This is a genomic window from Planobispora rosea (assembly GCF_014648175.1).
GTDB classification, from domain to species: Bacteria; Actinomycetota; Actinomycetes; order Streptosporangiales; family Streptosporangiaceae; genus Planobispora; species Planobispora rosea.
Genome location: NZ_BMQP01000011.1, coordinates 169,980 through 193,116, shown reverse-complemented (window position 1 = coordinate 193,116; position 23,137 = coordinate 169,980). Strand labels below are relative to the sequence as shown.

General features: G+C 71.7%; 18 protein-coding genes. 7 read left to right on the top strand and 11 right to left on the bottom strand.

Annotated features, from left to right (window positions below; all coding sequences use genetic code 11):
- Nucleotides 1-8 precede the first annotated feature (8 nt).
- The gene (locus tag IEZ08_RS13875; protein WP_068925529.1) at nucleotides 9-1,004 is read left to right on the top strand and encodes a LacI family DNA-binding transcriptional regulator; all 996 of its coding nucleotides are present in this window, start codon (nucleotides 9-11) and stop codon (nucleotides 1,002-1,004) included.
- 28 nt (nucleotides 1,005-1,032) lie between these two features.
- On the opposite strand, the gene IEZ08_RS13870 is transcribed toward IEZ08_RS13875, so the two are convergent.
- Nucleotides 1,033-1,755: a YflT domain-containing protein gene (locus tag IEZ08_RS13870; protein WP_068925527.1), complete on the bottom strand. Its 723-nt coding sequence runs from the start codon at nucleotides 1,753-1,755 to the stop codon at nucleotides 1,033-1,035.
- Between the two features lie 106 nt (nucleotides 1,756-1,861).
- Nucleotides 1,862-3,301, bottom strand: coding sequence for a GuaB1 family IMP dehydrogenase-related protein (locus IEZ08_RS13865; RefSeq protein ID WP_068929034.1), 1,440 nt, complete (start codon nucleotides 3,299-3,301; stop codon nucleotides 1,862-1,864).
- A gap of 133 nt (nucleotides 3,302-3,434) precedes the next feature.
- On the opposite strand from IEZ08_RS13865, the gene IEZ08_RS13860 reads away from it, so the two are divergent.
- Entirely contained in the window at nucleotides 3,435-3,902 is a 468-nt protein-coding gene (locus IEZ08_RS13860) for a GyrI-like domain-containing protein (RefSeq protein ID WP_068925525.1), read from the top strand.
- Between the two features lie 57 nt (nucleotides 3,903-3,959).
- On the opposite strand, the gene IEZ08_RS13855 is transcribed toward IEZ08_RS13860, so the two are convergent.
- From IEZ08_RS13855 to IEZ08_RS13825, 7 genes are all read right to left on the bottom strand, one after another.
- The gene (locus tag IEZ08_RS13855; protein ID WP_141704183.1) at nucleotides 3,960-4,571 is read right to left on the bottom strand and encodes a hypothetical protein; all 612 of its coding nucleotides are present in this window, start codon (nucleotides 4,569-4,571) and stop codon (nucleotides 3,960-3,962) included.
- Nucleotides 4,568-4,807, bottom strand: coding sequence for a helix-turn-helix transcriptional regulator (locus IEZ08_RS13850; RefSeq protein WP_068925521.1), 240 nt, complete (start codon nucleotides 4,805-4,807; stop codon nucleotides 4,568-4,570). The genes IEZ08_RS13855 and IEZ08_RS13850 overlap by 4 nt, the downstream gene beginning before the upstream one ends.
- 25 nt (nucleotides 4,808-4,832) lie before the next feature.
- Nucleotides 4,833-5,666 carry an ABC transporter permease gene (locus IEZ08_RS13845; RefSeq protein WP_068925519.1) on the bottom strand — a complete coding sequence of 278 codons (834 nt, stop codon included), beginning with the start codon at nucleotides 5,664-5,666 and terminating at the stop codon, nucleotides 4,833-4,835.
- Complete coding sequence (locus tag IEZ08_RS13840) at nucleotides 5,663-6,508, bottom strand: ABC transporter ATP-binding protein (RefSeq protein ID WP_068925517.1); 846 nt, start codon at nucleotides 6,506-6,508, stop codon at nucleotides 5,663-5,665. Before IEZ08_RS13840 ends, IEZ08_RS13845 begins: the two co-directional genes overlap by 4 nt.
- A 106-nt stretch (nucleotides 6,509-6,614) precedes the next feature.
- The gene (locus IEZ08_RS13835) at nucleotides 6,615-8,861 is read right to left on the bottom strand and encodes a hypothetical protein (RefSeq protein ID WP_189242257.1); all 2,247 of its coding nucleotides are present in this window, start codon (nucleotides 8,859-8,861) and stop codon (nucleotides 6,615-6,617) included.
- 201 nt (nucleotides 8,862-9,062) lie between these two features.
- Nucleotides 9,063-10,256, bottom strand: a complete 1,194-nt coding sequence (locus IEZ08_RS13830) for a cytochrome P450 (protein ID WP_189242256.1) — start codon at nucleotides 10,254-10,256, stop codon at nucleotides 9,063-9,065.
- Nucleotides 10,257-10,272: 16 nt separating this feature from the next.
- A complete protein-coding gene (locus IEZ08_RS13825) occupies nucleotides 10,273-11,400 on the bottom strand; it encodes a CaiB/BaiF CoA transferase family protein (protein WP_068925514.1) in 1,128 nt (375 codons plus the stop codon).
- A gap of 187 nt (nucleotides 11,401-11,587) precedes the next feature.
- On the opposite strand from IEZ08_RS13825, the gene IEZ08_RS39535 reads away from it, so the two are divergent.
- The 3 genes from IEZ08_RS39535 (at nucleotide 11,588) to IEZ08_RS13810 (ending at nucleotide 16,248) form a co-directional block, all read left to right on the top strand.
- Nucleotides 11,588-13,429, top strand: a complete 1,842-nt coding sequence (locus IEZ08_RS39535) for a serine/threonine-protein kinase (protein ID WP_229803089.1) — start codon at nucleotides 11,588-11,590, stop codon at nucleotides 13,427-13,429.
- A gap of 196 nt (nucleotides 13,430-13,625) precedes the next feature.
- Nucleotides 13,626-14,975 carry an FAD-binding oxidoreductase gene (locus IEZ08_RS13815; RefSeq protein WP_189242270.1) on the top strand — a complete coding sequence of 450 codons (1,350 nt, stop codon included), beginning with the start codon at nucleotides 13,626-13,628 and terminating at the stop codon, nucleotides 14,973-14,975.
- A 13-nt stretch (nucleotides 14,976-14,988) separates the two neighbouring features.
- Nucleotides 14,989-16,248, top strand: coding sequence for an SAM-dependent methyltransferase (locus IEZ08_RS13810; protein ID WP_068925508.1), 1,260 nt, complete (start codon nucleotides 14,989-14,991; stop codon nucleotides 16,246-16,248).
- A 49-nt stretch (nucleotides 16,249-16,297) separates the two neighbouring features.
- Here IEZ08_RS13810 and IEZ08_RS13805 read toward each other — a convergent pair whose 3' ends face one another.
- Together IEZ08_RS13805 and IEZ08_RS13800 are read right to left on the bottom strand one after the other, a co-directional pair.
- Nucleotides 16,298-17,785, bottom strand: a complete 1,488-nt coding sequence (locus IEZ08_RS13805) for a GGDEF domain-containing protein (protein ID WP_068925506.1) — start codon at nucleotides 17,783-17,785, stop codon at nucleotides 16,298-16,300.
- A gap of 249 nt (nucleotides 17,786-18,034) precedes the next feature.
- Nucleotides 18,035-19,570 carry a long-chain-fatty-acid--CoA ligase gene (locus IEZ08_RS13800; protein ID WP_189242255.1) on the bottom strand — a complete coding sequence of 512 codons (1,536 nt, stop codon included), beginning with the start codon at nucleotides 19,568-19,570 and terminating at the stop codon, nucleotides 18,035-18,037.
- Nucleotides 19,571-19,745: 175 nt separating this feature from the next.
- Between IEZ08_RS13800 and IEZ08_RS13795 the strand changes: the two genes are divergently transcribed.
- Both IEZ08_RS13795 and IEZ08_RS13790 read left to right on the top strand, forming a co-directional pair.
- On the top strand, nucleotides 19,746-21,362 hold the full coding sequence (locus tag IEZ08_RS13795; protein ID WP_068929032.1) for a GMC family oxidoreductase: 1,617 nt from the start codon (nucleotides 19,746-19,748) through the stop codon (nucleotides 21,360-21,362).
- 188 nt (nucleotides 21,363-21,550) lie between these two features.
- The gene (locus tag IEZ08_RS13790; protein ID WP_189242254.1) at nucleotides 21,551-23,086 is read left to right on the top strand and encodes an ankyrin repeat domain-containing protein; all 1,536 of its coding nucleotides are present in this window, start codon (nucleotides 21,551-21,553) and stop codon (nucleotides 23,084-23,086) included.
- Nucleotides 23,087-23,137 lie beyond the last annotated feature (51 nt).

The following is a 23,137-nucleotide window of genomic DNA, read 5'->3' as shown; positions in this document are numbered from 1 at the left end:
GGAGCGCGATGAAACGCCCCACCCTGGAGGCGGTCGCCGCCCGCGCGGGAGTCTCCCGGGCCACTGTCTCGCGGGTGGTCAACGGCCAGCCGACGGTCGCTCCGGGCATCCGCGAGGTGGTCATGCGCGCGGTGGAGGAGCTCGGCTACGTCCCCAACGCGGCGGCGCGCACCCTGGTCAACCAGCGCACCGACTCCGTCGCCCTGGTGGTCTCCGAGTCGCCCACCCGGGTCTTCTCCGACGACCCGATGTTCTCCACGGTGATCCGCTCGGCCAGCGCCGAGCTGGAGGCGGCCGACAAGCAGGTCGTGCTGATGCTGGCCGGGTCGGCCCGGAGCCACGCCCGGGTGGAGCGCTATATCGCCGGCGGCCACGTCGACGGCGTCATGCTCTTCTCGATGCACGGCGCCGACCCCCTGCCCGCCGCGATCGCCCGCATGCGCGTCCCGGTGGTCTCCTACGGCAGGCCCGCCGTCCCGGTGGACCTGCCGTACGTCGACAACGACAACGTGGGCGGCGCGGAGCTCGCCGTACGCCACCTGATCGACTCCGGCCGCCGCCGGATCGCCACCATCGCCGGCCCCCAGGACATGATCGGGGGGCAGGACCGGCTGACCGGCTACCGGAACGTCATGCGCGGCTCCGACCGCCGCTCGATCATCGCGGTCGGCGACTTCACCCGGGAGTCCGGGGCGGTGGCGATGCGCCAGCTGCTGGAGGACGATCCGCACCTCGACGCGGTCTTCGTCGCCAACGACCTGATGGCCGTCGGCGCGCTGCAGGCGCTGCGCCAGGCGGGCCGGAGGGTCCCGGACGACGTGGCCGTGATGGGGTTCGACGACATCGAGGCGGCCCGCTACACCGAGCCGCCGCTGACCACGGTCCGCCAGCCCATCGTCGAGCAGGCGGCCGCGATGGTCCGCCTGCTGCTCGGCCTGTTCTCCGGCGGTTCCACGGACCCGGTCATCCTCCCCACCGAGCTGGTCATCCGCGAGTCCGTCTGACCGGGTCCGCCGGGTCTGGTCCGCCGGGTCAGGAGCGCTTCCGCGGCGCGGCCGCCGGCTGCTCGGGGGCGTGCTGCTCGGGGACGGAGTGCGCCGGAGCGGTGGGGTTCTCGGCCACCTGCTGCTGGGAGATGGAGTGCGCCGGAGCGGTGGGGTTCTCGGCCACGGGCTGCTGCGGGGTGAGGGACTGGGCCGGGTCGGCGGGCCGGCCCATGGCGGGGTCGTACAGCCCGGCCGAGGGCGGGGGCTCGACGACCACGGTGTCGGCCGGCATGGGGGCGCCCTCCAGCACGGCGCGGGCGTGGTCGTAGTGGGAGGTGGCGACCAGCACGTCGTAGCGGCCGGCGACGATGGCGCTGCGCGAGGCGAAGTCCCGCTTGCCGCGGGTGAAGTAGTGGTTGATGAACCCGAACGCGGCGCCCATCACGGCGCCCCACAGTCCCGCCCAGAGCACGAGCATGAAGAAGGAGAGCGTGGTGGAGGTGAACAGGCCGAGGAACGCCCCGACCACGAGGCCGAAGAGCACGCCGCTGCCGGCTCCGGCGAGCGCGGCCCGGCCGTTGGTCATCCTGCCGGTGACGGTCTCCTCCAGCCGGAGGTCGCTGCCGACGATCGCCGTGTGCTCGACGGGGAATCCGGAGTCCGAGAGGGTGTCCACGGCCCGCTGCGCGGCCAGGTAGTTGTCGTAACCGACCAGGGCCCTCCGGTCGACGGTGACCGGGGTGTCCAGGCCGAAGGGTAGCTGTGTCATGTCCTTTCGCCCTTCCGAGTGGGGGTGCTCGAAGGGCGGCTACCCGGGGCGCGCACGACGATGCGCGCCCCGGGCCGGTTTTCCGGTGGAGCGGGGAAACGCCCCTCTACCAGCTCTGGTGGAGCGGCATGCCCTCGCTGTAGCCGGAGGAGCTCTGCACGCCGACCACGGCGCGCTCGTGGAACTCCTCCAGGTTCGCGGCCCCCGCGTAGGTGCAGGAGGACCGCAGGCCCGCCACGATCGCGTCGATCTGGTCCTCGACGCTGGGCCGTACCGGGTCGAGGTACATCCGGGAGGTGGAGATGCCCTCCTCGAACAGGGCCTTGCGGGCCCGGTCGAAGGGGGAGTCGTCGGCGGTGCGGAGCTTCACGGCGCGGGCGGAGGCCATGCCGTAGTTCTCCTTGTACGTGCGGCCGTCGGCGGCGGTGCGAGCGTCGCCGGGGGACTCGTACGTGCCGGCGAACCAGGAACCGATCATCACGTTGGCGGCTCCGGCGGCCAGCGCCAGCGCCACGTCACGGGGGTGCCGGACGCCGCCGTCGGCCCAGACGTGACGGCCCAGGCGGCGGGCCTCGGCGGAGCACTCCAGCACGGCGGAGAACTGCGGGCGGCCGACGCCGGTCATCATCCGGGTGGTGCACATGGCGCCCGGCCCGACACCGACCTTGAGGATGTCCGCGCCCGCCTCGACCAGGTCGCGCACGCCGGCGGCGGTGACGACGTTGCCCGCGGCGACCGGCACCGCGGGATCGAGCGCGCGGACCGCCCGCAGCGCGGAGATCATCTTCTCCTGGTGGCCGTGCGCGGTGTCCACGACCAGGCAGTCGACGCCGGCCTCCAGCAGTTCCTTCGCCTTGGCGGCCACGTCGCCGTTGATTCCGACGGCGGCGGCGACGCGGAGCCTGCCCCGGCTGTCGACGGCCGGTGTGTACAGGGTGGCCCGCAGCGCCCCGGTCCGGGTCAGGATGCCGACCAGGCGGCCGTCGCCGTCGACGACGGGGGCGAGCCGGTGGCGGCCCTCGTGGAGCCGGTCGAAGGCCTCGCGGGGGTCGAGCCCGGCGGGCAGGGCGAGCAGGTGGTCGGACATGACGTTGGCCAGCTGGGTGTACATGTCCACGCCGTGGCAGTCGGCCTCGGTGACCACGCCGATCGGGCGGTTGTCCCAGTCGACGATGATGACCGCGCCGTGGGCGCGCTTGGGCAGGAGGTTGAGCGCCTCGCCGACGGTGTCGTGCGGGGTGAGGGTGAGCGGGGTGTCGTGGACCAGGTCGCGTTTCTTCACCCAGTCGACGACGTCGGCGACGACGTCGATCGGGATGTCCTGCGGGATCACGGCGATGCCGCCGCGCCGGGCCACGGTCTCGGCCATGCGGCGCCCGGCGACCGCGGTCATGTTGGCGACGACGATGGGGATCGTGGTCCCGGTGCCGTCGGAGGTGGACAGGTCGACGGCGAGCCGGGATCCGACCGAGGAGCGCGACGGGACCATGAACACGTCGCTGTAGGTCAGGTCGTAGGGCGGGACCGCCTCATTGAGAAACTTCACGTGCATCAACCTTATCGGTGAACGGTCATGAGTGTTCATTCCCCATTTGCGCTCTGACCACCAGAGCTTTCCGGTCGAGCGGGGGACTAAGATCCGATTCGCACCTTTTATCGGATTAGTCGTGGGAGGCAGTGTGATCGTTGTTGATCGGCCGGAGTCGCTCGTCGTGGGGCATGCCGTACGGACCTCCAACGCCGAGGAGATGGACCCCGCACGGGCGAAGCTGCCGGCGCTGTGGCGGCGGGCCGGGGCCCCGGGGGCGTTCGCGCACGTGCCGGGGCGGATCGACGAGAACCTGTACGCCGTCCTGACCGACTACGAGAGCGACCACCACGGCGCCTACACGCAGATCGTCGGGGTGGCCGTGCGCAGCGTCCCGCGGCTGCCCGACGGCATGGTCGCGGTGCGGGTGCCCGGGGTTCCGGCGCTGCGGCTGGAGGCCCGGGGACCGATGCCCGGCGCGCTCATCGAGTCGTGGCAGCAGCTGTGGAAGCACACCGAGTCGGGCGGGACCCCGGCCCGCGCCTTCACCACCGACCTGGAGGTCCACCACCCGGAGGGCGTGGACCTCTACGTCGCCGTCTTCCCGCCGATGGGCTGACCGCGGCCGACCGTGAGCCGACCGCCCGCCGGGTCCCCGCACACCCGGTGCCGGGCGTCACTCCTCGTCGTCGGGGAGCGGGTCGGGCAGCCGCCAGGTCGAGACGATCAGCGGGAGCACGAAGTGGGTCATCGCCAGCGCGACGGTCAGCATGATGACCGTCCTCTCCGGCACCGCGTAGTCGTCCCCGCCGCCCATGCCCGCCGTCACCGCCGCGACGAAGCAGGCGGCCAGCAGGCCCGTCGTGATGCGGTGGGCGATGGTGGTGGCGCGCAGCCGCTCGCCCACCTGCCGCTCGTCCAGATGGCGCTCGGCCAGCTCGACGAGGCCCCGGGTGGCGATGTTCATCAGTGTCACGGCCGGGAGGTAGACCACCATCGTGATCGCCACCAGGGCGAGGATGATCCAGCCGCCTCCGCCGTCGGGCTCGACGGCCCAGGAGACGGCCGCGTTGAGCCACTGGAGCGCCAGCGAGAGGATCCCCGCCCCGGCGAGCCACCGCCGCCGCTCCCGGGTGGCGTACCAGGCGGGCATCATGTCCAGCTGCATGACCTCGGCCCGGTTCATCTTCCTGAACTCCGCCCAGCCGCCCGACTGCCGGAACTCCGCCCAGCTCATCCGCTTGAGCTCCGCCCAGCTCATCTGCCGGAGGCTCTTGCGCCCACTCATCGTCTGACCTCGCTGCCCAGCCGGGGGAACGGTTTCAATGAGAACACCACTTCCAGGGGAACCTCGAAATACTCGGCGATGCGCAGGGCGAGGTGCAGGCTCGGGCTGTACTCGCCCCGCTCCAGGTAGCCGACCGTCTGATAGTGGACCCCGAGCGCGGCGGCGAGCTCCTTGCGCGAGACGCCGCGCTCGGCCCTCAGCATCGGGATCCGGTTGTAGACCTCTTCCGCGCTCATCGCAGCAGCATCCCAGGTGAGGGGGTCACGAACGCTGAGCGGCCAGCTGCCGCGCGGCGAGCCGCGAGCCGGACTCCCGCCGGGTGACCCGGCGGATCAGCGGCGGTGCGAGCAGCATCCCGGCCGCCGTCCAGGCCGCCAGCACGGCCGCGACGTACGGCAGGCGCCAGCTCCCGGCGATCTCCGCGGCGAGCATCGTGTCGGGCAGGAACGCCGCCCGCAGCCCGAGCCCCTGCCAGTAGAGCGGGAACGTCTGGGCGATCCACTGGAGGGCCTCAGGCATGATCGTCGCGGGGAAGAAGACGCCCGAGGTGAACATCAGGGCGATCATCGGCAGGGTCGCGATCCCCACGGCGTTCTTGCTCGGCAGCACGGAGCCGATCGCCGCGCCCAGCGGGACCGTCGCGACCGTGCCCAGCAGCAGCACCCAGGCCAGGGTGAGCCAGTCGTGGGGCAGGGGGGCGCCGCCAAGCAGGACGCCGGTGGCGACGATCAGCGCGCTCTGCACGGCGATCTGGCAGAGGGCGGTCGTCGCCCGGCCCGCCAGGTAGGCGAGGATGCCGCCGGGGATGGTGCGCAGCCGCAGCAGCGTGCCCTCCTCCCGGTCGGCGACCAGCGCCATCGGGAGGGTCATCAGCGCGGTGCCGAAGACGGTGTAGGCCAGGAAACCCACCATCAGGAAGGTGAGCCTGGAGACCCCCGTCCCCTCGATGACGGAGTCGCCCATCCACAGGGTCAGGGCGGCGAAGACCCCGACCGTGCCGAGGAGGGTGCCGACCAGCTCCTTGCGGGTCTTGAGCAGGTGCGTGTGCTCCGTCCAGCCCCGCTTGATCCCGATGCGCAGCGCCTTGGCGTTCACGCGTTCCTCCCGACCAGTTCGAGGTAGCTCTCCTCCAGGGACGGCCGCCGGATCTCCAGCCCCGGCACCGGCCCGTCGAATCTCCTGTGCAGTTCCCAGGCCGTCCGTGAGGGGTCCGGCGTGGTGACGACCTGCTCCCGGTCGTCCTCCACCCAGCGCACCCGCGACGGAGCCTGTACGGCCTGCGCCAGCTCGGCCGGGGTCCCGCAGACGGTGATCCGGCCGCCGGCCAGGATCGCGGTCCGGTGCGCCAGCTTCTCCGCCTCGACCAGGTCGTGCGTGGTGAGCAGCACCGTCATGCCGTCGTCGGCCGCCAGCTTCTCGATCAGCCGGTGGAACTCCCGGCGGGCCTCCGGGTCGAAGCCGGTCGTCGGCTCGTCCAGGAAGAGCAGCTCGGGCCGGCCCACGATGCCCAGCGCGACGTCCAGGCGGCGGCGCTGCCCGCCGGAGAGGCGGGCGATCTGCTGACCGCCCTGCTCCGTCAGTCCGACGGCGGCGAGCAGCTCGTCGGGGTCGTGCGGGCGGTCGTAGAACTCGCTCAGGTGGACGATGAGCTCCCGCACCCCCCACCTGGCGTGGTCCCGCCAGTTCTGCAGCACGATCCCGAGCCTGGCCCGCCAGGCGTCGGTGCCCTTGTCGGGATCCGTCCCGAGGACGCTCACCTCTCCGGCCGACCGCTTCCGGAAGCCCTCCAGGATCTCGATCGTGGTGGTCTTCCCGGCGCCGTTGGGGCCGAGGAGGGTGAAGATCTCGCCTTGGCGGATCTCCAGGTCCACCCCGCGCAACACCTCGGCCGTGCCGTACGACATCCGCAGCCCGCGAACGCTCACCGCAGTACTCATGCTGAGGAATGTAGTACATCTACTACATTCCAATCAATCCCTACGACAAAGGGCGGTACACCTCGAACAGGTGCACCGCCCCTCTGCCGGGTCTCCGGTTACCGGTCTACCGGTCGTGCCTCGACTGGCAGGTCACGAGGAAGCCGGTCTGCGCCGACCCCTCGTAGGGCTCGGTGAGCTCCACCTTGAAGTAACCGGACTCGGAGCGCCGCGTGCCGTACGTGCCGGTGATGGTCTTCTCCTGTTTCCCGGTGCCGGTGAACGACGCGGTCCCGCCGCTGATCAGCGTCCACCGGTTGCCGGTCTCGTTGCTCCTGCGGTACCAGCGGTAACCGACGGAGGCGGGACCGTCGGCCACGGCGAGCTTCGCGCTGAGCGCGAACTCGGCGGACCGGCCGGGGCCGCACTCCTCGTTCTCGTCCGTGCGCTGCTTGCTCACCCCGGACACCGACGGGTTCACGCAGACCGTGCTGAACTCCGCGGCCTCGGTCACGGGGACGCCGGCGGGCTCGACGACCTCAAGCCGCACGGAGCCCCGGGCGGTCGCGACGGACTTGAACCCGTTGGCCACGGTTTTGCTCCCGGCGCTGTGGAACGTCGTGGAGAACGGGCCCGAGCTGAACCAGGGGCGGCCCTGCTGGTCGATCCACCGGTACTTGACGGCCATCGGCTTGGTGACCTTGATCTTCGCCGAGACGGAGCGCTCCACATCGGCCGGCGTCTTGCACGGGCCGGTGTAGTGGGCCGGGTCGACCTTCATGTCCGACGCGGTGACGTCCGGGTTGACGCAGACGGTGTTGAACGAGGCGTCCGCGGTCTCGCCGCCGCCGGCCGGGTCGACGATCTTCAGCCGCTTGGTGCCCTTGTAGCCGTTCGGGCCCGAGCCGAAGGTGTTGCTGACGGTCTTGCTGCCGGGTTCGGTGAACGTCACCGAGAACACGGAGTCAGGCCCCGGCCAGGGACCCTGGTGGCTGATCCACTGGTACTTGACGGTCATCGGCTTGGTGACCGTGATCTTCGCCGAGACGGTGTGCGCCACGCCGTACGACCCGGGGCACGGGCCGGTGTAGCTGGAGGGCTCGACCTTGATGTCCGACGCGGTCACGACCGCGGGCGGGGGCGTGGTCCCGCCCGTGCAGGTCACGGTGAAGGCGGCCTGGGCGACGTCGGGTTCGGCGGCCGGGGACAGGATGCGCAGCGTGCCCGCGCCCTTGACGGTGGGCACCTCGTCGTCGTACCGGACCGTCATGGTGTGCGGGGTGACGGGCTTGCCGCCCGGCGTGCCGGTGAACTCCAGCTCCTGCTCGGGGCCGACGCCGCCCTGGCTGTCACGCCACTGGTACTTCACCTTCACCGGGACCTTGGTGACGGTGATGGTGCCGGTGAAGGTCAGGGCGACCGGGCAGGTGCCGGTGTAGGAGGGCTTGTCGACTGCGGCGGCAGGAGTGATCTTCTGCTCCGGCGCGGGGTCGGCGCAGGTGACGCTGTAGTTCGCGCGCAGGGAGTCGACGCTGCCGGCGGGGCTGATGATGTCCACCGACTTCCACCCGGTGGCCGTGGTCTTGACCGGATGGGTCAGGGACACGGTACGGCTGCGCGCGTCGGCGGCGGCGAAGTCCAGATACTGCACCGGGCCGGCGCCGTCGGCGCTGTCGATCCACTGGTAGGCGACGCGGGCCGGGACCCGGTCGACCTGGATCAGGGCGTCGAAACGGACCGGCTGGCCGGTGGCGGGGCAGGGGCCGGTGTAGGCGGCCGGGGTCGCGGTGACCGAGGCGGCGGCGCGGACGGGCTCCTGCGGCCGGTCGGTCGGCCCGGGGGAGGGCTTGCCGGTCGGGTCCGGCGCGGGCGGCAGCGGGTGGGTGCGGTCGTAGACGACGGGCTCGCCGCCGGAGCAGGAGACGTTGAAGTAGGCCTTCCTGGACAGTCCCTTGCGGCCGACGATCTCTATGGCCTGCCAGCCGCTGACGTTCCAGTCGAAGCTCTGGCGGTCGCGCACGACGGTCTTCCTGGTCGTGGCGCCGCGGACCTTGATGGTCTTGACGCTGCCCCGGCTCCCGTCACCGCGGACCCAGCGGTACTTCACCGTCCCGGTGCCCTTGGCGGCGATGACGGCGGAGAAGTCGACGGTGGCGGGACATCCCCCGGAGTGGCGGGCGGGGCTCGCCTTGACCTTGCCCACGGCCACCTTGACCGCGGGCGCGGCCACCGTGTGGGAGGCCGTCTTCTGGGTGACGGCTCCCGGCGCCGCGCTCTGGACCGTTCCCCGGGCCGGGCCCTGAGCGGCCGCCGCGCTCGCGGGCCCGGCCAGCAGTCCCGCGAACAGGACGCCGGCCGTCCCCAGGCTCAGCAACAACGCTGATGATCTCAATTCACACCCCTCTCATGATCGGAAGGGGCACATGCTTTCCAAGCCGAATGGCAAGCCGCTTGCGGATCGCTGCGAGATCACTGCAATGCCAGATCACTGCAATGCCAGATCACTGCAACGCCTGGGAGTCGGCGGCGTCAGCGGGACACGGGGGTGACGGGGGCCGGCGGGGTCCGGGAGGCGTCAGCGGGGTTCGAGGGTGACGGGGAAGGAGGTGACGCCCCGTACGAAGGCGTTCGGGAGGATGCGCGGCCCCCGGTCGTCGGCCCAGGCGGCCGAGCCGATCCGGCGGACGAACTCCTCGAAGAAGATCCGCAGCTCCAGCCGGGCCAGCGCCGCGCCGAGGCAGAAGTGCGTGCCGAGGCCGAAGGCGATGTGGCGGCCGGCGGGCCGGGTCACGTCGAAGACGTCCGGGTCGGTGAAGACCTCCGGATCGCGGTTGGCGGAGCCGTACATCAGCAGGACCTGCTGTCCTCCGGAGATCTCGCGGCCGGCCAGGACCGTGTCGCGGGTGGCGGTCCGGCACATGTTGAGGACGGGGGTGGTCCAGCGGATGAACTCCTCGACCGCGTTCTCCATCAGCCCCGGATCCTCCCGGAGCACCGCCCACTGCTCCGGGTGCCTGATCAGCGCGTCGATGGTGGTGGCGATGACGGTCCTGGTGGTCTCCGCGCCGCCGTCCAGCAGCAGGAGCGCCTCGTTGGCCAGGTGCTCGTCGTCGTAGTCCGGGTGGCCCGCCCACAGCGACGTCAGGTCGTCGTGCGGGCACCTGCGCCGTTCCTCGGCCAGTTCCAGCACGGCCGTGGCGAACTCGCCCGCCGCCACGGCCGCGTCGTGGGTGACGTAGCGCAGGCCGCCCCCGGCCACGATCGTCGTCTCCGACCAGTGGACCAGTTCCGGCCAGCGCTCGTCGGGGAAGCCCAGCAGCCAGCCGATCATCCGGCCGGGCAGCGGCGCGGCCAGCGCCGGGACGGCGTCCACCGTGCCCTTCTCCAGCGCCTCGTCGATCAGCTCGGTCACCACGGCCCGGACCCGGTCGGTGTACTTCTCCGCGACGTGACGCGGGGTGAAGCGCCGGTAGACCAGGCGGCGGCGGGCGGCGTGCTCGGGGTCGTCCATTCCGATCATCGACGGGTCGCTGGGAAGCTGCGGCCGGTAGCCGCCGGTGCTGGACCAGAGCCTGCCGTCCCGCTCGATCGCGGAGATGTCGGCGTGCCGCGAGACGCCCCACAGGCCGTTGCCCTCGTCGAAGTAGGCCGGGGCGTGCTCGCGCAGCCAGGCGTACACCGGTCCGGGGTCCCCGGCGTACATGTCTCCGTCGAGCAGGTCGATCCGGACGGCGTCCCCGGTGGTCCCGGCGCCTTCGGCACTCTCCACGGGCTTCCCCTCTCGTCTAGGCCAGCACTCCCGCCTCACGCAGTTCGGCGGCGGTCTCCTCCGGCAGGCCCCACGAGGACAGGTCGGCCAGCCGGGTCGCGGGGGAGAGGTCCTGCTCGGGCACGCCCGCCAGCCGGGGCGCGGGTGCGGGCTGCCGTACCCCGCCGACCTCGACGAACGTGCCGCGCGCCTTGTTGTGCGGGTGGTCGGCGGCCTCGGGCATCTCCAGCACGGGCGAGACGCACGCGTCCGACCCCTCGAAGACGGCCTCCCACTCGGCTCGGGTCCTGGACCGGAACTCCGCGGCCAGGCGCTCGCGCAACGCGGGCCAGTTGGCCCGGTCATTCCGGTCGGGCAGGTCGGAAAGGCCCATCAGCCTGACCATCTCCGCCCAGAACTGCGGCTCCAGGGCGCCCACCGCCATGAACCTGCCGTCGGCGGTCTCGTAGGTGTCGTACATGGGGGCGCCGGTGTCGAGCAGGTTGGTGCCGCGCGGGCCCCAGAAGCCGCTCTGCACGCCGTGGTAGAACATCGAGAACAACGTCGCCGCCCCGTCGACCATGGCCGCGTCGATCACCCGGCCCACGCCGGTCCGCTCCCGCTCCAGCAGCGCCAGCAGCACGCCGTACGCCAGCATCAGGCCGCCGCCGGCGAAGTCGCCGAGGATGTTGATCGGCGGGGTGGGCTTGGCCCCCTCGCGGCCGAGCATCGACAGCACGCCGGAGATCGCGATGTAGTCGATGTCGTGCCCGGCGGTCGGCGCCAGCGGCCCTTCCTGGCCCCAGCCGGTCATCCGGCCGTAGACCAGGCGGGGGTTGACCGCGTGCAGGTCGGCGGGGCCGATGCCGAGGCGTTCGGCGACGCCGGGCCGGAAGACCTCGATGACCACGTCCGCGGACGCGGCCAGCCGCTTGAAGGCGGAGACCCCCTCGGGGGACTTCAGGTCGAGGCCGATGCTCCGCTTGCCGCGGTCCATCACGTCGGCGCGCGGCTTGTCGCCCGCGGCGGCCACGGCGGAGACCCGGTCGATCCGGAGCACCTCCGCGCCGTGGTCGGCCAGCATCATCCCGGCGAACGGCCCCGGGGCCAGACCGGCCAGCTCCAGCACGCGGACTCCGGCCAGCGGGCCCTTCCTGTGATCCATCGGCGTTCTCCTCGGTGCGGTCTCGACTGTAGCCCGGCACGGCGTAAACAAGCAATCGCTTGGTAGCCTGCGGTCCTCTTCCGGAGCAAGTAGAACAATATTCGGCTCCGGCTGGCAAGACGCCCCACCCGCCGGGCGGGACCTGTGGGAAACTTGCGACTCGATGGATCGGCACCTGGGGGCACGAATGGCACACCCGCACGGGGAACGGGCGATCGCAGGGCGCTACCGGCTCCTGCGCGAGCTCGGCCGGGGCGGCATGGGCGTGGTGTGGGAGGGGCACGACACGCTCCTGGACCGTCCGGTCGCGGTCAAGGAGGTGCTGCTCCCGCCGAACCTCTCCCCGGCCGAGCACGAGCGCCAGCTGACCCGCACCTCCCGGGAGGCCAGGACCGCCGCCCGGCTCAGCCACCGGGGCATCGTGGCGGTCTACGACGTGGCCGAGGAGGACGGCCGTCCCTGGATCATCATGGAACTGGTCAGGGCGCGCGGGCTGGACCAGCTCGGCTCGCTGCCGGTGCGCCAGGTCGCCGAGATCGGCCGCCAGGTGCTCTCGGCGCTCCACGCCGCCCACCAGGCCGGGATCCTGCACCGGGACGTCAAGCCGAGCAACATCCTGCTGACCTCCGACGGCAGGGCCGTGCTCACCGACTTCGGCATCGCCACCGTGGAGGGCGACGTCTCACTCACCCAGACCGGCATGGTCACCGGCTCGCCCAGCTTCCTGGCGCCGGAACGCGCCACGGGCGCGCCCGCCGGCGCCTGGTCGGACCTGTGGGCGCTCGGCGCCACGATGTACGCGATGCTGGTGGGCCACGCGCCCTTCGAGCGCCGCGACGCCATCGCCACCCTGGGCGCGCTGCTCACCGAGGAGCCCGACTTCAGCCGGGTGCCCCCGGAGATGTACGAGGTGCTCTCCGGCCTGCTCCGGCGCGAGCCCGCGCACCGCCTCACCGCCGAGCAGGCCGACCTGCTGCTGGCCGAGGCGAGCGGGGCCCCGGTGGGGGCGGCCCGCACCGGGCAGACCTATCAGAACCAGGCCCTTGCCTCGCGCACCCATCCGAGCCACTCCCTCCCCGGCCCGAGGCAGCCGGGCCCGTCCCATCCGGGACCCACCTATCCGGGCCAGGCCCATCCGGGATCCGCCTATCCGGGGCAGGGCCATCCGGGACCCACCTATCCGGGCCAGGCCCATCCGGGATCCGCCTATCCGGGGCAGGGCCATCCGGGACCCACCTATCCGGGACAGGTCCATCCGGGGCACGTTCACCCCGGACCGGGGCCGGGACGGCCGTCGCCGCCGCCCGCGCGGCAGCCGAAGCGGAGCCCGGCCGCGCTGGTCGCCGTGCTGGTGGCGGTGCTCCTGGCCGGCGTGGGCACGGTCGTGTGGGCCACACGGGGGACGGAGCAGCCGGCCGCCGACGGCACGACCGCGGCGCCGGTGAAGGCCGAGGCCACGCCGACCGGCCGGAAGAAGCCGGGGAAGAACGAGAAGAAGAAGGAGTCGCCCCCACCCTCTCCCACGCCGGAGCCCAGCGAGAACGGTCCCATCGTGAGCAGGCCGGACCTGAGGAAGTGCGCCCCGCAGGAGGGCGGCTGGTCCATCCAGTGCCCCTCCGACTGGATGGAGAGCCTCCCGGACCCGGAGACGGTCCGGTGGACCCGTCCCGGCGGGGGCGCGTTCATGTCGGTGGGCGGGGCGAACCTGGTCTTCGACCTGGAGTCGGTACGCGACAGCGCCAGGGAGATCGTCCAGGAGGAGGCGACCATCCTCTCCGAGGAGTCGCTCCCGGTCTCCGACACCTCGGACGAGGCGCTCGACTGGGCGTTCACCTGGCGCCTCAAGGAGGGAGCCTCGTCGGACTGGGCCGCGCCCGGCGTGGTCTACCACGAGACGCGGCGGTTCATCGCGCTGGGGGGCAACGTCGCCGTCCTGACCTGGGTCGTGCCCAGGGAGGAGTGGCGGGTGCTGCCGGACATGGCGCGCAGTGTGTTCAGGACCTTCGAGGCGTCGGAAGGATACTCCTGATGCGGGAGCACACCGGAGCGGAGCTTCCTCCGGGGCCGGCTCCCGCGGGAGGAAGGGCGGTGTCGCGTCCCTGGAGAGTTTTCCGGGGTTTAACGCGCCCCTCCTCGCTTACGGGATGCTCGGGATATAACGTTCTATAGGCGATCTTTCTGGCCGAGAGCCCTGGGGGTGAGGTCCTGTGACGACCACGACACGGATGTCGGTGCACCGGCGGGCGGTCGAGCAGATCAGGGAGTCGTACGCCACGATGGCGCAGGACGCCCCGCCCCGGCTGGCGAAGGCCACCACCAACCTGTTCCGGTTCCGGCACGGCACCCGCACCGCCGCGCTCTCGGCCCGGGACCTGGACCGTGTCATCGAGGTCGACCCGGTCACGATGACCGCCGAGGTCCAGGGTATGACCACGTACGAGAACCTGGTGGACGCCACGCTCGCGCACGGGCTCATGCCGTACGTCGTGCCGCAGCTGAAGACCATCACCCTCGGCGGCGCGGTGACCGGGCTCGGCATCGAGTCCACCAGCTTCCGCGACGGGCTGCCGCACGAGTCCGTGGAGGAACTGGAGATCCTCACCGGCGACGGCCGCATCGTCGTCGCGCGGGACGACAACGAGCACCGCGACCTGTTCCGGGCGTTCCCCAACTCCTACGGCACACTCGGCTACGCGCTGCGGATCCGGATCAGGCTCAAGCCCGTCCAGCCGTACGTCCGGCTGGCCCACGTGCGCTTCACCGACGCCCACAAGTGCATGCTCGCCATGCAGGAGATCTGCGAGACCGGCGAGCACGACGGCGAGCCGGTCGACTTCGTGGACGGAACCTTCTTCGAACCGGGCGAGCTCTACATCACCCTCGGCCGCTTCGCCGAGCGCGCGCCGTACGTCTCCGACTACACCGGCATGCGGATCTACTACCAGTCGATCCGGACCAGGACCCGCGACTGGCTGACCGTGCGCGACTACCTGTGGCGCTGGGACACCGACTGGTTCTGGTGCTCGCGGGCCTTCGGCGTGCAGGCGCCGCTGGTGCGCTCGCTGATGCCGCGCCGGTGGATGCGCTCGGACGTCTACCGCAGGCTCGTCGGCCTCGACCGCAGGTACGGGGTGATCGCCCGGCTGGACCGGTGGCGGAACCAGCCCGTGCAGGAGTCGGTCATCCAGGACATCGAGGTGCCGGTCGAGCGCGGCGCCGACTTCCTGGAGTTCTTCCATGAGAAGGTCGGCATGACGCCGGTCTGGATGTGCCCGCTCAAGGCTGCGGACCGGTGGCCGCTCTACCCGCTGGAGCCGGGCCGGCTGTATGTGAACTTCGGCTTCTGGGGGACCGTCCCGCTGCCCAGGGGCCAGTTCGACGGCTACTACAACCGTCTCATCGAGCACGAGGTGCACGCGCTGGACGGCCACAAGTCGCTGTACTCCACGTCGTTCTACCCCCGGGACGAATTCTGGCGGCTCTACAACGGGGACGCCTACTGGCCGGTCAAACGAGCCTACGACTCCGGCGGCCGGTTGCTCGACCTCTACGACAAGTGTGTACGGGGGCGTTAAGGAGGTACGTTCTGTGAGGCTCGCTGAGATCTTCGAGAAGGTCATCGGTCCCGAGGCGGGCATCCGCCTCACCGCCTACGACGGGAGCGAGGCAGGTCCTTCCGACGCCGACGTCACCCTCGAGGTGCGGTCCCCGGTCGCGGTGACCTACCTGGCGCAGGCTCCCGGGGAGCTCGGGCTCGCCCGGGCGTACGTCTCCGGGCACCTCGACGTCCACGGGGACATGTACACCCTGCTGTCGCGGATGTGGTCGCTGACCGTCAACGACATCCCCATGCGTGACAAGATCGACACACTGCGTGCCATCGGTCTCAAGCCTCTGACCATGTGGGTCCCGCCTCCCCCCCAGGAGGTACGGCGCAGCGTGATGGCCCGGCTCGGCAGCCGGCACGCCAGGCGGCGCGACGCCGAGGTGATCCACCACCACTACGACGTGTCCAACACCTTCTACGAGTGGGTGCTCGGCCCGTCCATGGCCTACACCTGCGCCGTCTTCCCCACCGAGGAGGCGTCGCTGGAGGAGGCGCAGTTCGCCAAGTTCGACCTGGTGGCCAAGAAGCTCGGGCTCAAGCCGGGGATGCGGCTGCTGGACGTGGGCTGCGGCTGGGGCGGCATGGCCATGCACGCCGCCCGGCAGTACGGGGTGAAGGTGCTCGCGGTCACCCTCTCGCGCCAGCAGGCCGAGTGGGGGCAGAAGGCCGTCGCCGAGGCCGGACTCGGCGACCTGGTCGAGATCCGGCACATGGACTACCGCGACGTCCGGGAGACCGGCTTCGACGCGGTCAGCTCGATCGGCCTGACCGAGCACATCGGCAAGGAGCAGCTGCCGTTCTACTTCCGGTTCCTGTACAACAAGCTGGTACCCGGCGGCCGCCTGCTCAACCACTGCATCACCCGGCCGACGGGGAGGGAGAAGACCCTCAACGCGGGCGGCTTCATCAACCGCTACGTCTTCCCCGACGGGGAGCTGGAGTCGGTGGGCCACCTCATCCGGCAGATGGAGGACACCGGCTTCGAGATCAGGCACGAGGAGAACCTGCGCGAGCACTACGCCCGGACCCTCCGCCACTGGTGCGCCAACCTCGACGAGCACTGGGACGAGGCGGTCCGGGAGGTGGGCCGGGGCACGGCCCGGGTCTGGCGGCTCTACATGGCCGGCTGCGTGGTCGGCTTCGAGCGCAACAAGATCCAGCTGCACCAGGTGCTGGCCACGAAGCTCGACTCCGCGGGCGGTTCCCACATGCCCCTGCGGCCCTCCCTCGACTGGCCGTAGGCCGTAGGAGGGGGCCGGACGGGTCACGTGGAGGAGGGACGGGGCGTTCTCAGGCGGCCATGAGCGGTCCGGCGTCGCCGGCCGCGACCCAGCGGCCTCTGCCGAGGCGCTTGGCCGAATACATCGCGGAGTCGGCCGCGCGCAGGACCTCTGCGGGAGAGTCCCCGGAGGCGCCGCAGACGGCGATGCCGACGCTGGCCCCGACGCCGAGCCGGTGTTCCCCGAAGGGCACCGGCTCGGCGATCTCCCGCAGGACGCGCTCGGCCAGGAGCACCGCGTCCTGCCGGGACGCGTTCCGGCACAGCAGGACGAACTCGTCCCCTCCGAGCCGGGCCGCCAGGCCGGCTCCCTGGACCGCGGTCGCGAGGCGCCCTGCGACCGCGCGCAGGATGGCGTCCCCGGCGTCGTGGCCGTGGACGTCGTTGATCTCCTTGAAGCCGTCGAGGTCGAGGTAGAGAACCGCCACCCCGGCGTCGCCGGGCCGTGCGGGCTGCCCGGACGGCAGGTTCTCCACGATCTGTTCCACGGCCTGCTCCAGGGCCTCGTGCAGGACCGTCCGATTGGCCAGCCCGGTCAGCGGGTCGTGACGCGCCTGGTAGGCGAGCTGGGCCTGGATGCGTTCCTGCTCGCGGACCGCCCCGGTGAACCGGGCCAGCACGAACGCCGCGCAGGCGGCGCTGGCCACGATGGTGGCCATCTCCTGCCCGCTGAAACCGGCGTACCGCAGGGCCAGCGCCGGCGTGCCCAGCAGCGCCAGGCCGAGGAAGACGACCCGGGCCGGGTGCAGCGTCCGCATGTCCATGCCGGGCCGGGTCAGCTCGGCCCGGCGGGGGTGCAGCGCGGCCGTGACGAACAGGGCGTGGCCGAGCAGCAGGCCCGCGCCCAGCTTCTCCACGTAGCTGTAGTCCACCAGGTACGGCAGGAGGTTGTAGCCGAGGTCCACCAGCAGATAGGTGGAGACGGCGGCGAGCAGCAGCCGGGTCGGGGCGCCGCGCTCCCCCGGCGACAGGGTGAGGAACAGCACCGCGGCCAGCAGCACGAGGTCGCCGACCGGGTACAGCGCGGGGATGACGGACTGGCTCAGGCCGTACTCGTCGATGAAGGGCTGGATCAGGAACTGCCAGGAGGCCAGCGCGGCCACCGTGGACAGGGTCAGCGCGTCGAGCACGCCGCCGCGCAACCGGCCGGGAGCCCGTCGGCGGGCCATCAGCGTCAGCGCCAGCGCGATCAGAGGGTAGCCGCTCAGCCAGAAGGCGTCGCTGACCCCGACGGGAGGCACCTCGCCGGTGAAATGGAGGAACGCCAGCTCGATCGCGTCACCGGTGACCCAGAGCGTCTGGGCGAGCGCGATGAGCAGCCACGGCCGCCGGTCCTGAGCGGGGACCAGCCGGAACGCGGCCCACCACGCCAGCGCGCAGATCACGCCGTAGAGAGCGAAATAGAGAATCTGCCCCGGCACGGACGCGTAGATCGCGGCGGTCACGCCCGAGACCGCACTCGCGACAACGAGGAAAACCCAGGATTTGGCGGCCGTCATGCCCGTTCCATCGGCACGCCGCACCCCCGGCTGAGGAAATCCCGCCCGGTGCCCGAGTGCCCCCGGCCACAGCGCCGCCGTTCCTCCGGTGTCCCCGGCCGCAATGCCGCCGTTCCTTCGGTGTTCCCGGTCCCGGCACCGCTTCACCCGGTCTCGTCCGGGCCCCTCTTCCTCCGGCGCCGGTACGGCGGGCCGGGACGCGGACGTCTCCGGCGCCGCCGTACGGCGTGGTGCCCGTCAGCGGGACCGTCAGCGGAGCTCGCGCTTGAGGATCTTGCCGGTGGCGGTCATCGGCAGGGCGTCGCGGAACTCGACGATCCGCGGGTACTTGTAGGCCGCCATGTTCTCCTTGCACCAGCCGACCAGCTGCTCCTCGGTGACGGTCGCCCCCGGCGTGCGGATGATGTAGGCCTTGACCTCCTCGCCGTGCGACTCGTGGGGAACCCCGACCACCGCGGCGAGGGAGACCTCCGGGTGGGTCATCAGGACCTCTTCGAGCTCACGCGGGTAGACGTTGAAGCCACCCCGGATGATCATGTCCTTGGCGCGGTCGATGATCGCGTAGTAGCCGTCCTCGTCGCGGGTGGCGATGTCGCCGGTGCGGAACCAGCCGTCCCGCATGACCTCGGCGGTCGCCTCGGGCCGGTTGTAGTAGCCCTTCATCACGTTGTGGCCGCGGATGGCGATCTCGCCGGGGCCCTCGCCCTCGACCGTGTTCCACTCGCTGTCGATCAGCTTCATCTCCACGCCCCAGATGGGCGTGCCGATGCTGCCCACCTTGCTGGGCTTGCCGGGCTGGTTGAAGCTGGCCACCGGGGAGGTCTCGGACAGGCCGTAGCCCTCCAGGATGCCGACCCCGAAGGTCGCCTGGAAGTCCTTGAGCACCTCGACCGGGGAGGACGCGCCGCCCGCCACCGCGACCCGCAGCGAGGTGGGGACCTCGTCGCCGTCGGCGTGGATCTTGGTCAGCATGCCCCAGTACATGGTCGGCACGCCCGCGAACAGCGTGACGTTCTCGTTGCGCATCAGCTCCAGCGCGGGGCCCGGCTCGAAGCGCGGCATGAGCACGAGGGTGGCGCGGCGGCGGAACCCGGCGTTCATGATCACGGTCTGGCCGAAGGAGTGGAACAGCGGCAGCACCGCGAGGTAGGCGTCGCCGCCCTCGGTGCGCGGGAACATCTCGTCCGAGACCATGGCGTTCATCAGCATGTTCTGGTGGCTGAGCTCGGCGCCCTTGGGCTGGCCCGTGGTGCCGCTGGTGTAGAGGATCACCGCGGTGTCGTCCGGCGCGGTCTGCACCGTCTCGAACTCCGCGGAGACCCCGTCCAGCGCCGCCCAGACGGTCTCGCCGTACTCCGACTCGGTGGCGAACGGCGTGGCCGGCAGGACGAAGAAGTGCTCCGTCCCCGCGGCGCCCTCGAAGCCCGCCCTGCCCCGCTCGCCCAGCGGCAGCTCGGGGGAGCCCTCGAAGCAGAACAGCGCCTTGGCCTCGGAGTCCTCCAGGTGGTAGGTGATCTCACGCGACTGGAGCAGGACGTTGAGCGGGACGACCGTCGCACCGGCCTTGAGGATGCCGTAGTAGACGAACGGGAAGTAGGGGAGGTTCGGACAGGCCAGAGCGACCTTGTCCCCCTTGCCGATTCCCCGGGATACCAGCAGGTTGGCAACCTGGTTCGCGACGGTGTTGACCAGGGAGTACGGCAGGCGCAGCTCACCGAAGACGAGCGCGGTGCGGTCAGGGGTCTCCCGGGCGCTGTCCTCCAGCACGATCGACAGGTTGAGCATGGATGGGTCCTCCGTCCGAACAAACTCTGACCCGCCCATCCTTGCAGGGGGAGCATACCGACCGGTAGGTAGCCCAGGTCACGAATTGACAGGGATGACCACCGGAAGTATGCAGGTAAGAGCCCGCTTACGGGGAGGCGAGCTGGCCGGCCTCATGAGGAAAGGGTCAGTGGACATGGACTACGACTACGTGATCGTGGGCGCCGGGTCGGCGGGATGCGTTCTCGCCAACCGCCTGTCGGAGGATCCCTCGGCGAGGGTGCTCCTGCTGGAGGCGGGCGGGCCGGACCGGAAGCTGGAGATCCGGATGCCGGTCGGGTTCGCCAAGCTGTTCAAGACCGACTACGACTGGAACTTCACCACCGCCAAACAGCCCGAGATGTCCGGCCGGGAGCTCTACTGGCCGCGCGGCCGGGTGATCGGCGGCTCATCCTCGCTCAACGCGCAGATGTGGGTGCGCGGGCACCGGGCCGACTACGACGGCTGGGACGTGCCCGGCTGGTCCTACGAGGAGGTCCTGCCGTACTTCCGCAAGGCCGAACGCCGCGTCGGCAGCAACCGCGGAGGCGTGTACGGCACCGCCGGACCCGTCTACATCTCCGAGCTGCGCAGTCCCAACGTCACCACCACCGCGTTCCTGACGGCCTGCGAGGAGCTCGGCCTGACCCGGCTGGACGAGCTGAACGGCCCCTCCAACGAGGGGTACTGCCCCACGCCCGTCACCCAGCACCGGGGCCGCCGCTGGAGCGCCGCCGACGCCTACCTGCGGCCGGCGACGAAGCGCCCCAACCTCTCCGTGGTCACCGCCGCGCACGTGCGCAGGGTCATCATCGAGGACGGGCGCGCGACCGGCGTGGAGTACGGCCACGGCCCGGACGGGGCCGCGGGCGGGGCTTCGGGCGGGGCTTCGGGCGGCGGGGCCTCCGGCGGCGGCACGGTGGCCCGCGCGGCCCGCGAGGTGATCCTCTCCGCCGGCGCGATCGGCTCCCCGCACCTGCTGATGCTCTCCGGCGTCGGGCCCGCCGACGAACTGCGGGCCCAGGGCGTCGAGCCGGTCCGCGACCTGCCCGAGGTCGGCCGGAACCTCCAGGACCACCTGGCCTCGGGCGTCATCCTGAACTGCCCCCGGCCGGTCACGCTCACCGGCGCCGAGTCCACCGCCAACCTGCTGCGCTTCCTGGTCCGCGGGCGGGGCATGCTCACCTCCAACGTCGGCGAGGCCGTGGCCTTCATCCGCACCACCCCGGACGAGCCCGCCCCGGACATCGAGCTGATCTTCGCCCCCGGCCCGTTCATCGACCACGGCATGACGCCCCCGTCCGGTCACGGCCTGACCATCGCCTCGATCCTGCTCCAGCCCGAGAGCAGAGGCCGGATCTCCCTCAACGGCCGGGAGGTGGTGATCGACCCCGCTTACCTGACGGCCGAGGCCGACATCCGGCGGCAGGTCGCCGGGCTGCGCAAGGCGAGGGAGCTGTTCGCCACCGAGGCGCTGAAGCCGTTCGCCGGCCCGCCGATGGACCCCTACTGGGGGCCGCGGACCGACGAGGAACTCGCCCGCTGGATCCGGGAGCGCAGCGAGACCCTCTACCACCCGGTCGGCACCTGCCGCATGGGCGCCGACGCGGAGTCGGTGGTCGATCCCGCGCTGCGGGTGCGGGGAGTCGCGGGGCTCCGGGTCGCCGACGTGTCGATCATGCCGGTCATCAACCGGGGGCACACCCACGCCCCGGCCGTGATGATCGGGGAGAAGGCGGCCGATCTGATCGCGGCGGACCGTACGGCCTCCTGAGCGGACAGCCGTCCGAAGAGCTCCACGCTTGCCCGCCGCCCCCGGGACCGGATTACAATGACGGCGGCTCCAGGGCGCCTCCGGTCCGCGGGAATGGGCTCAGCCCACCTGGCGTGTGCACCACGTGTCACCATCGTTCTCCTTTCGGCCTGACCGAGCGGACAGCAGGCAGACGAGAGGAGGCCGCTGTGCCGACCCTGGGCATGCCCGACCGCCCCCACCTCGACAGTTTCCGTCGCCAGGCCCGTGCCCTGCAGCGGGCCGTTCGGGCCGGGGACCCCGAGGCCGTCGCACGACTGGCCCGCCATCATCCCGGCGGGGTGCCGGACGACGTCGGCGGCCTGCGGCTCAGCGCGGCGCAGTTCGTCCTCGCCCGCGAATACGGGTTCGCCAGCTGGCCCCGGCTCACGCGGTACCTGGAGACCGCGGCCGAACACGGCTGGGACGCCAGACTCGGCGCGAGGCCCGTGACCGACCCGGCGGAGGAGTTCTGCCGCCTCGCCTGCCTGACCTACAGCCGCGAGGACGGGCCGGCGCGCTGGGCGCGAGCCCGCGCACTGCTCGATCGGCACCCCGGCCTGACCACGGGAAACATCTGGGCCGCCGCGGCCGCCGCCCGCCCGGACGACGTCGGCAGGCTGCTCGCCGAGCAGCCGCGGCGGGCGGTGGAGCGGGGTGGCCCGTTCCGCTGGCGACCGCTCTACTACCTCGTCTACTCGCGATTCGACCCGGCCGTGCCGGCCGAGCGGGTGCTCGCGGTCGCCCGGAAACTGCTCGGCGCCGGCGCCGACGCCAACGAGGGCTACCTCTTCAACGCCCTGCCGCCGCCGTTCACGTTGCTGACCGGGGTGTTCGGTCACGGCGAGCTGGGCCGGCGGCGTCAGCCTCCGCACCCCCACTGGCAGGCGCTGGGCCGGTTGCTGCTCGACGCGGGCGCCGATCCCAACGACGCTCAGACCCTGTACAACCGGATGTTCGAGCCGGACGACTCGCATCTGGAACTGCTGTTCGCATACGGGCTCGGCACCGGGGACGGCGGTCCGTGGAAGAGGCGGATCGGGGAGCTCGACGAGCCCGCGCGGATGCTGCGCGTCCAGCTGCGCTGGGCTGTCGAGCACCACCAGCCCGCCCGGGTGCGGCTCCTGGTCGAGCACGGCGTCGACTTCCGCTCGCCGTTCGAGGGTGACGGGCCCGCGTGGAGCCCCGGTGACGGCCGGACACCGGTCGAGCTGGCCCGGCTGAACGGCGATACCGAGATCGCCGGCTATCTCCTCGCCCAGGGGGCCGCGCCGCCCGGACCCGACCCGGTGCACGAGCTGATCGCCGGGGCGCTCCGCGCCGACCGGTCCGCACTGAACCGCGTCCGCGCCGAGCATCCCGACGCCGTGGAGGAAGCCCGCCGCAGCCGCCCCGGGCTCATCGTGTGGGCCGCGGCCCGGGGCGGCAGCGAGGCGGTCGCATTGCTGGCGGAGCTCGGCTTCGACGTGAACGCCTACGGGCGCGGCGACGCGCCGGTCGAAGAGGCCTGGGAGACGGCGCTGCACCACGGCGCAGCCAACGGCGACGTCGAGCTCATCCGCCGGCTGCTGGACCTGGGCGCCGATCCCGGCCTCCGCGACCGGCGCTTCGAGGCGACCCCGCTGGAGTGGGCCAGGCACCTGCACCAGCCGGCGGCCGCCGCACTGCTCGAACCCGTCACCGCGCCGCAGCCGGGCGTCGAATGAGCTCGCCGAATGAGGCCGGCGCGGTCACCTCGCGTGCCTGCGCCCGGGACG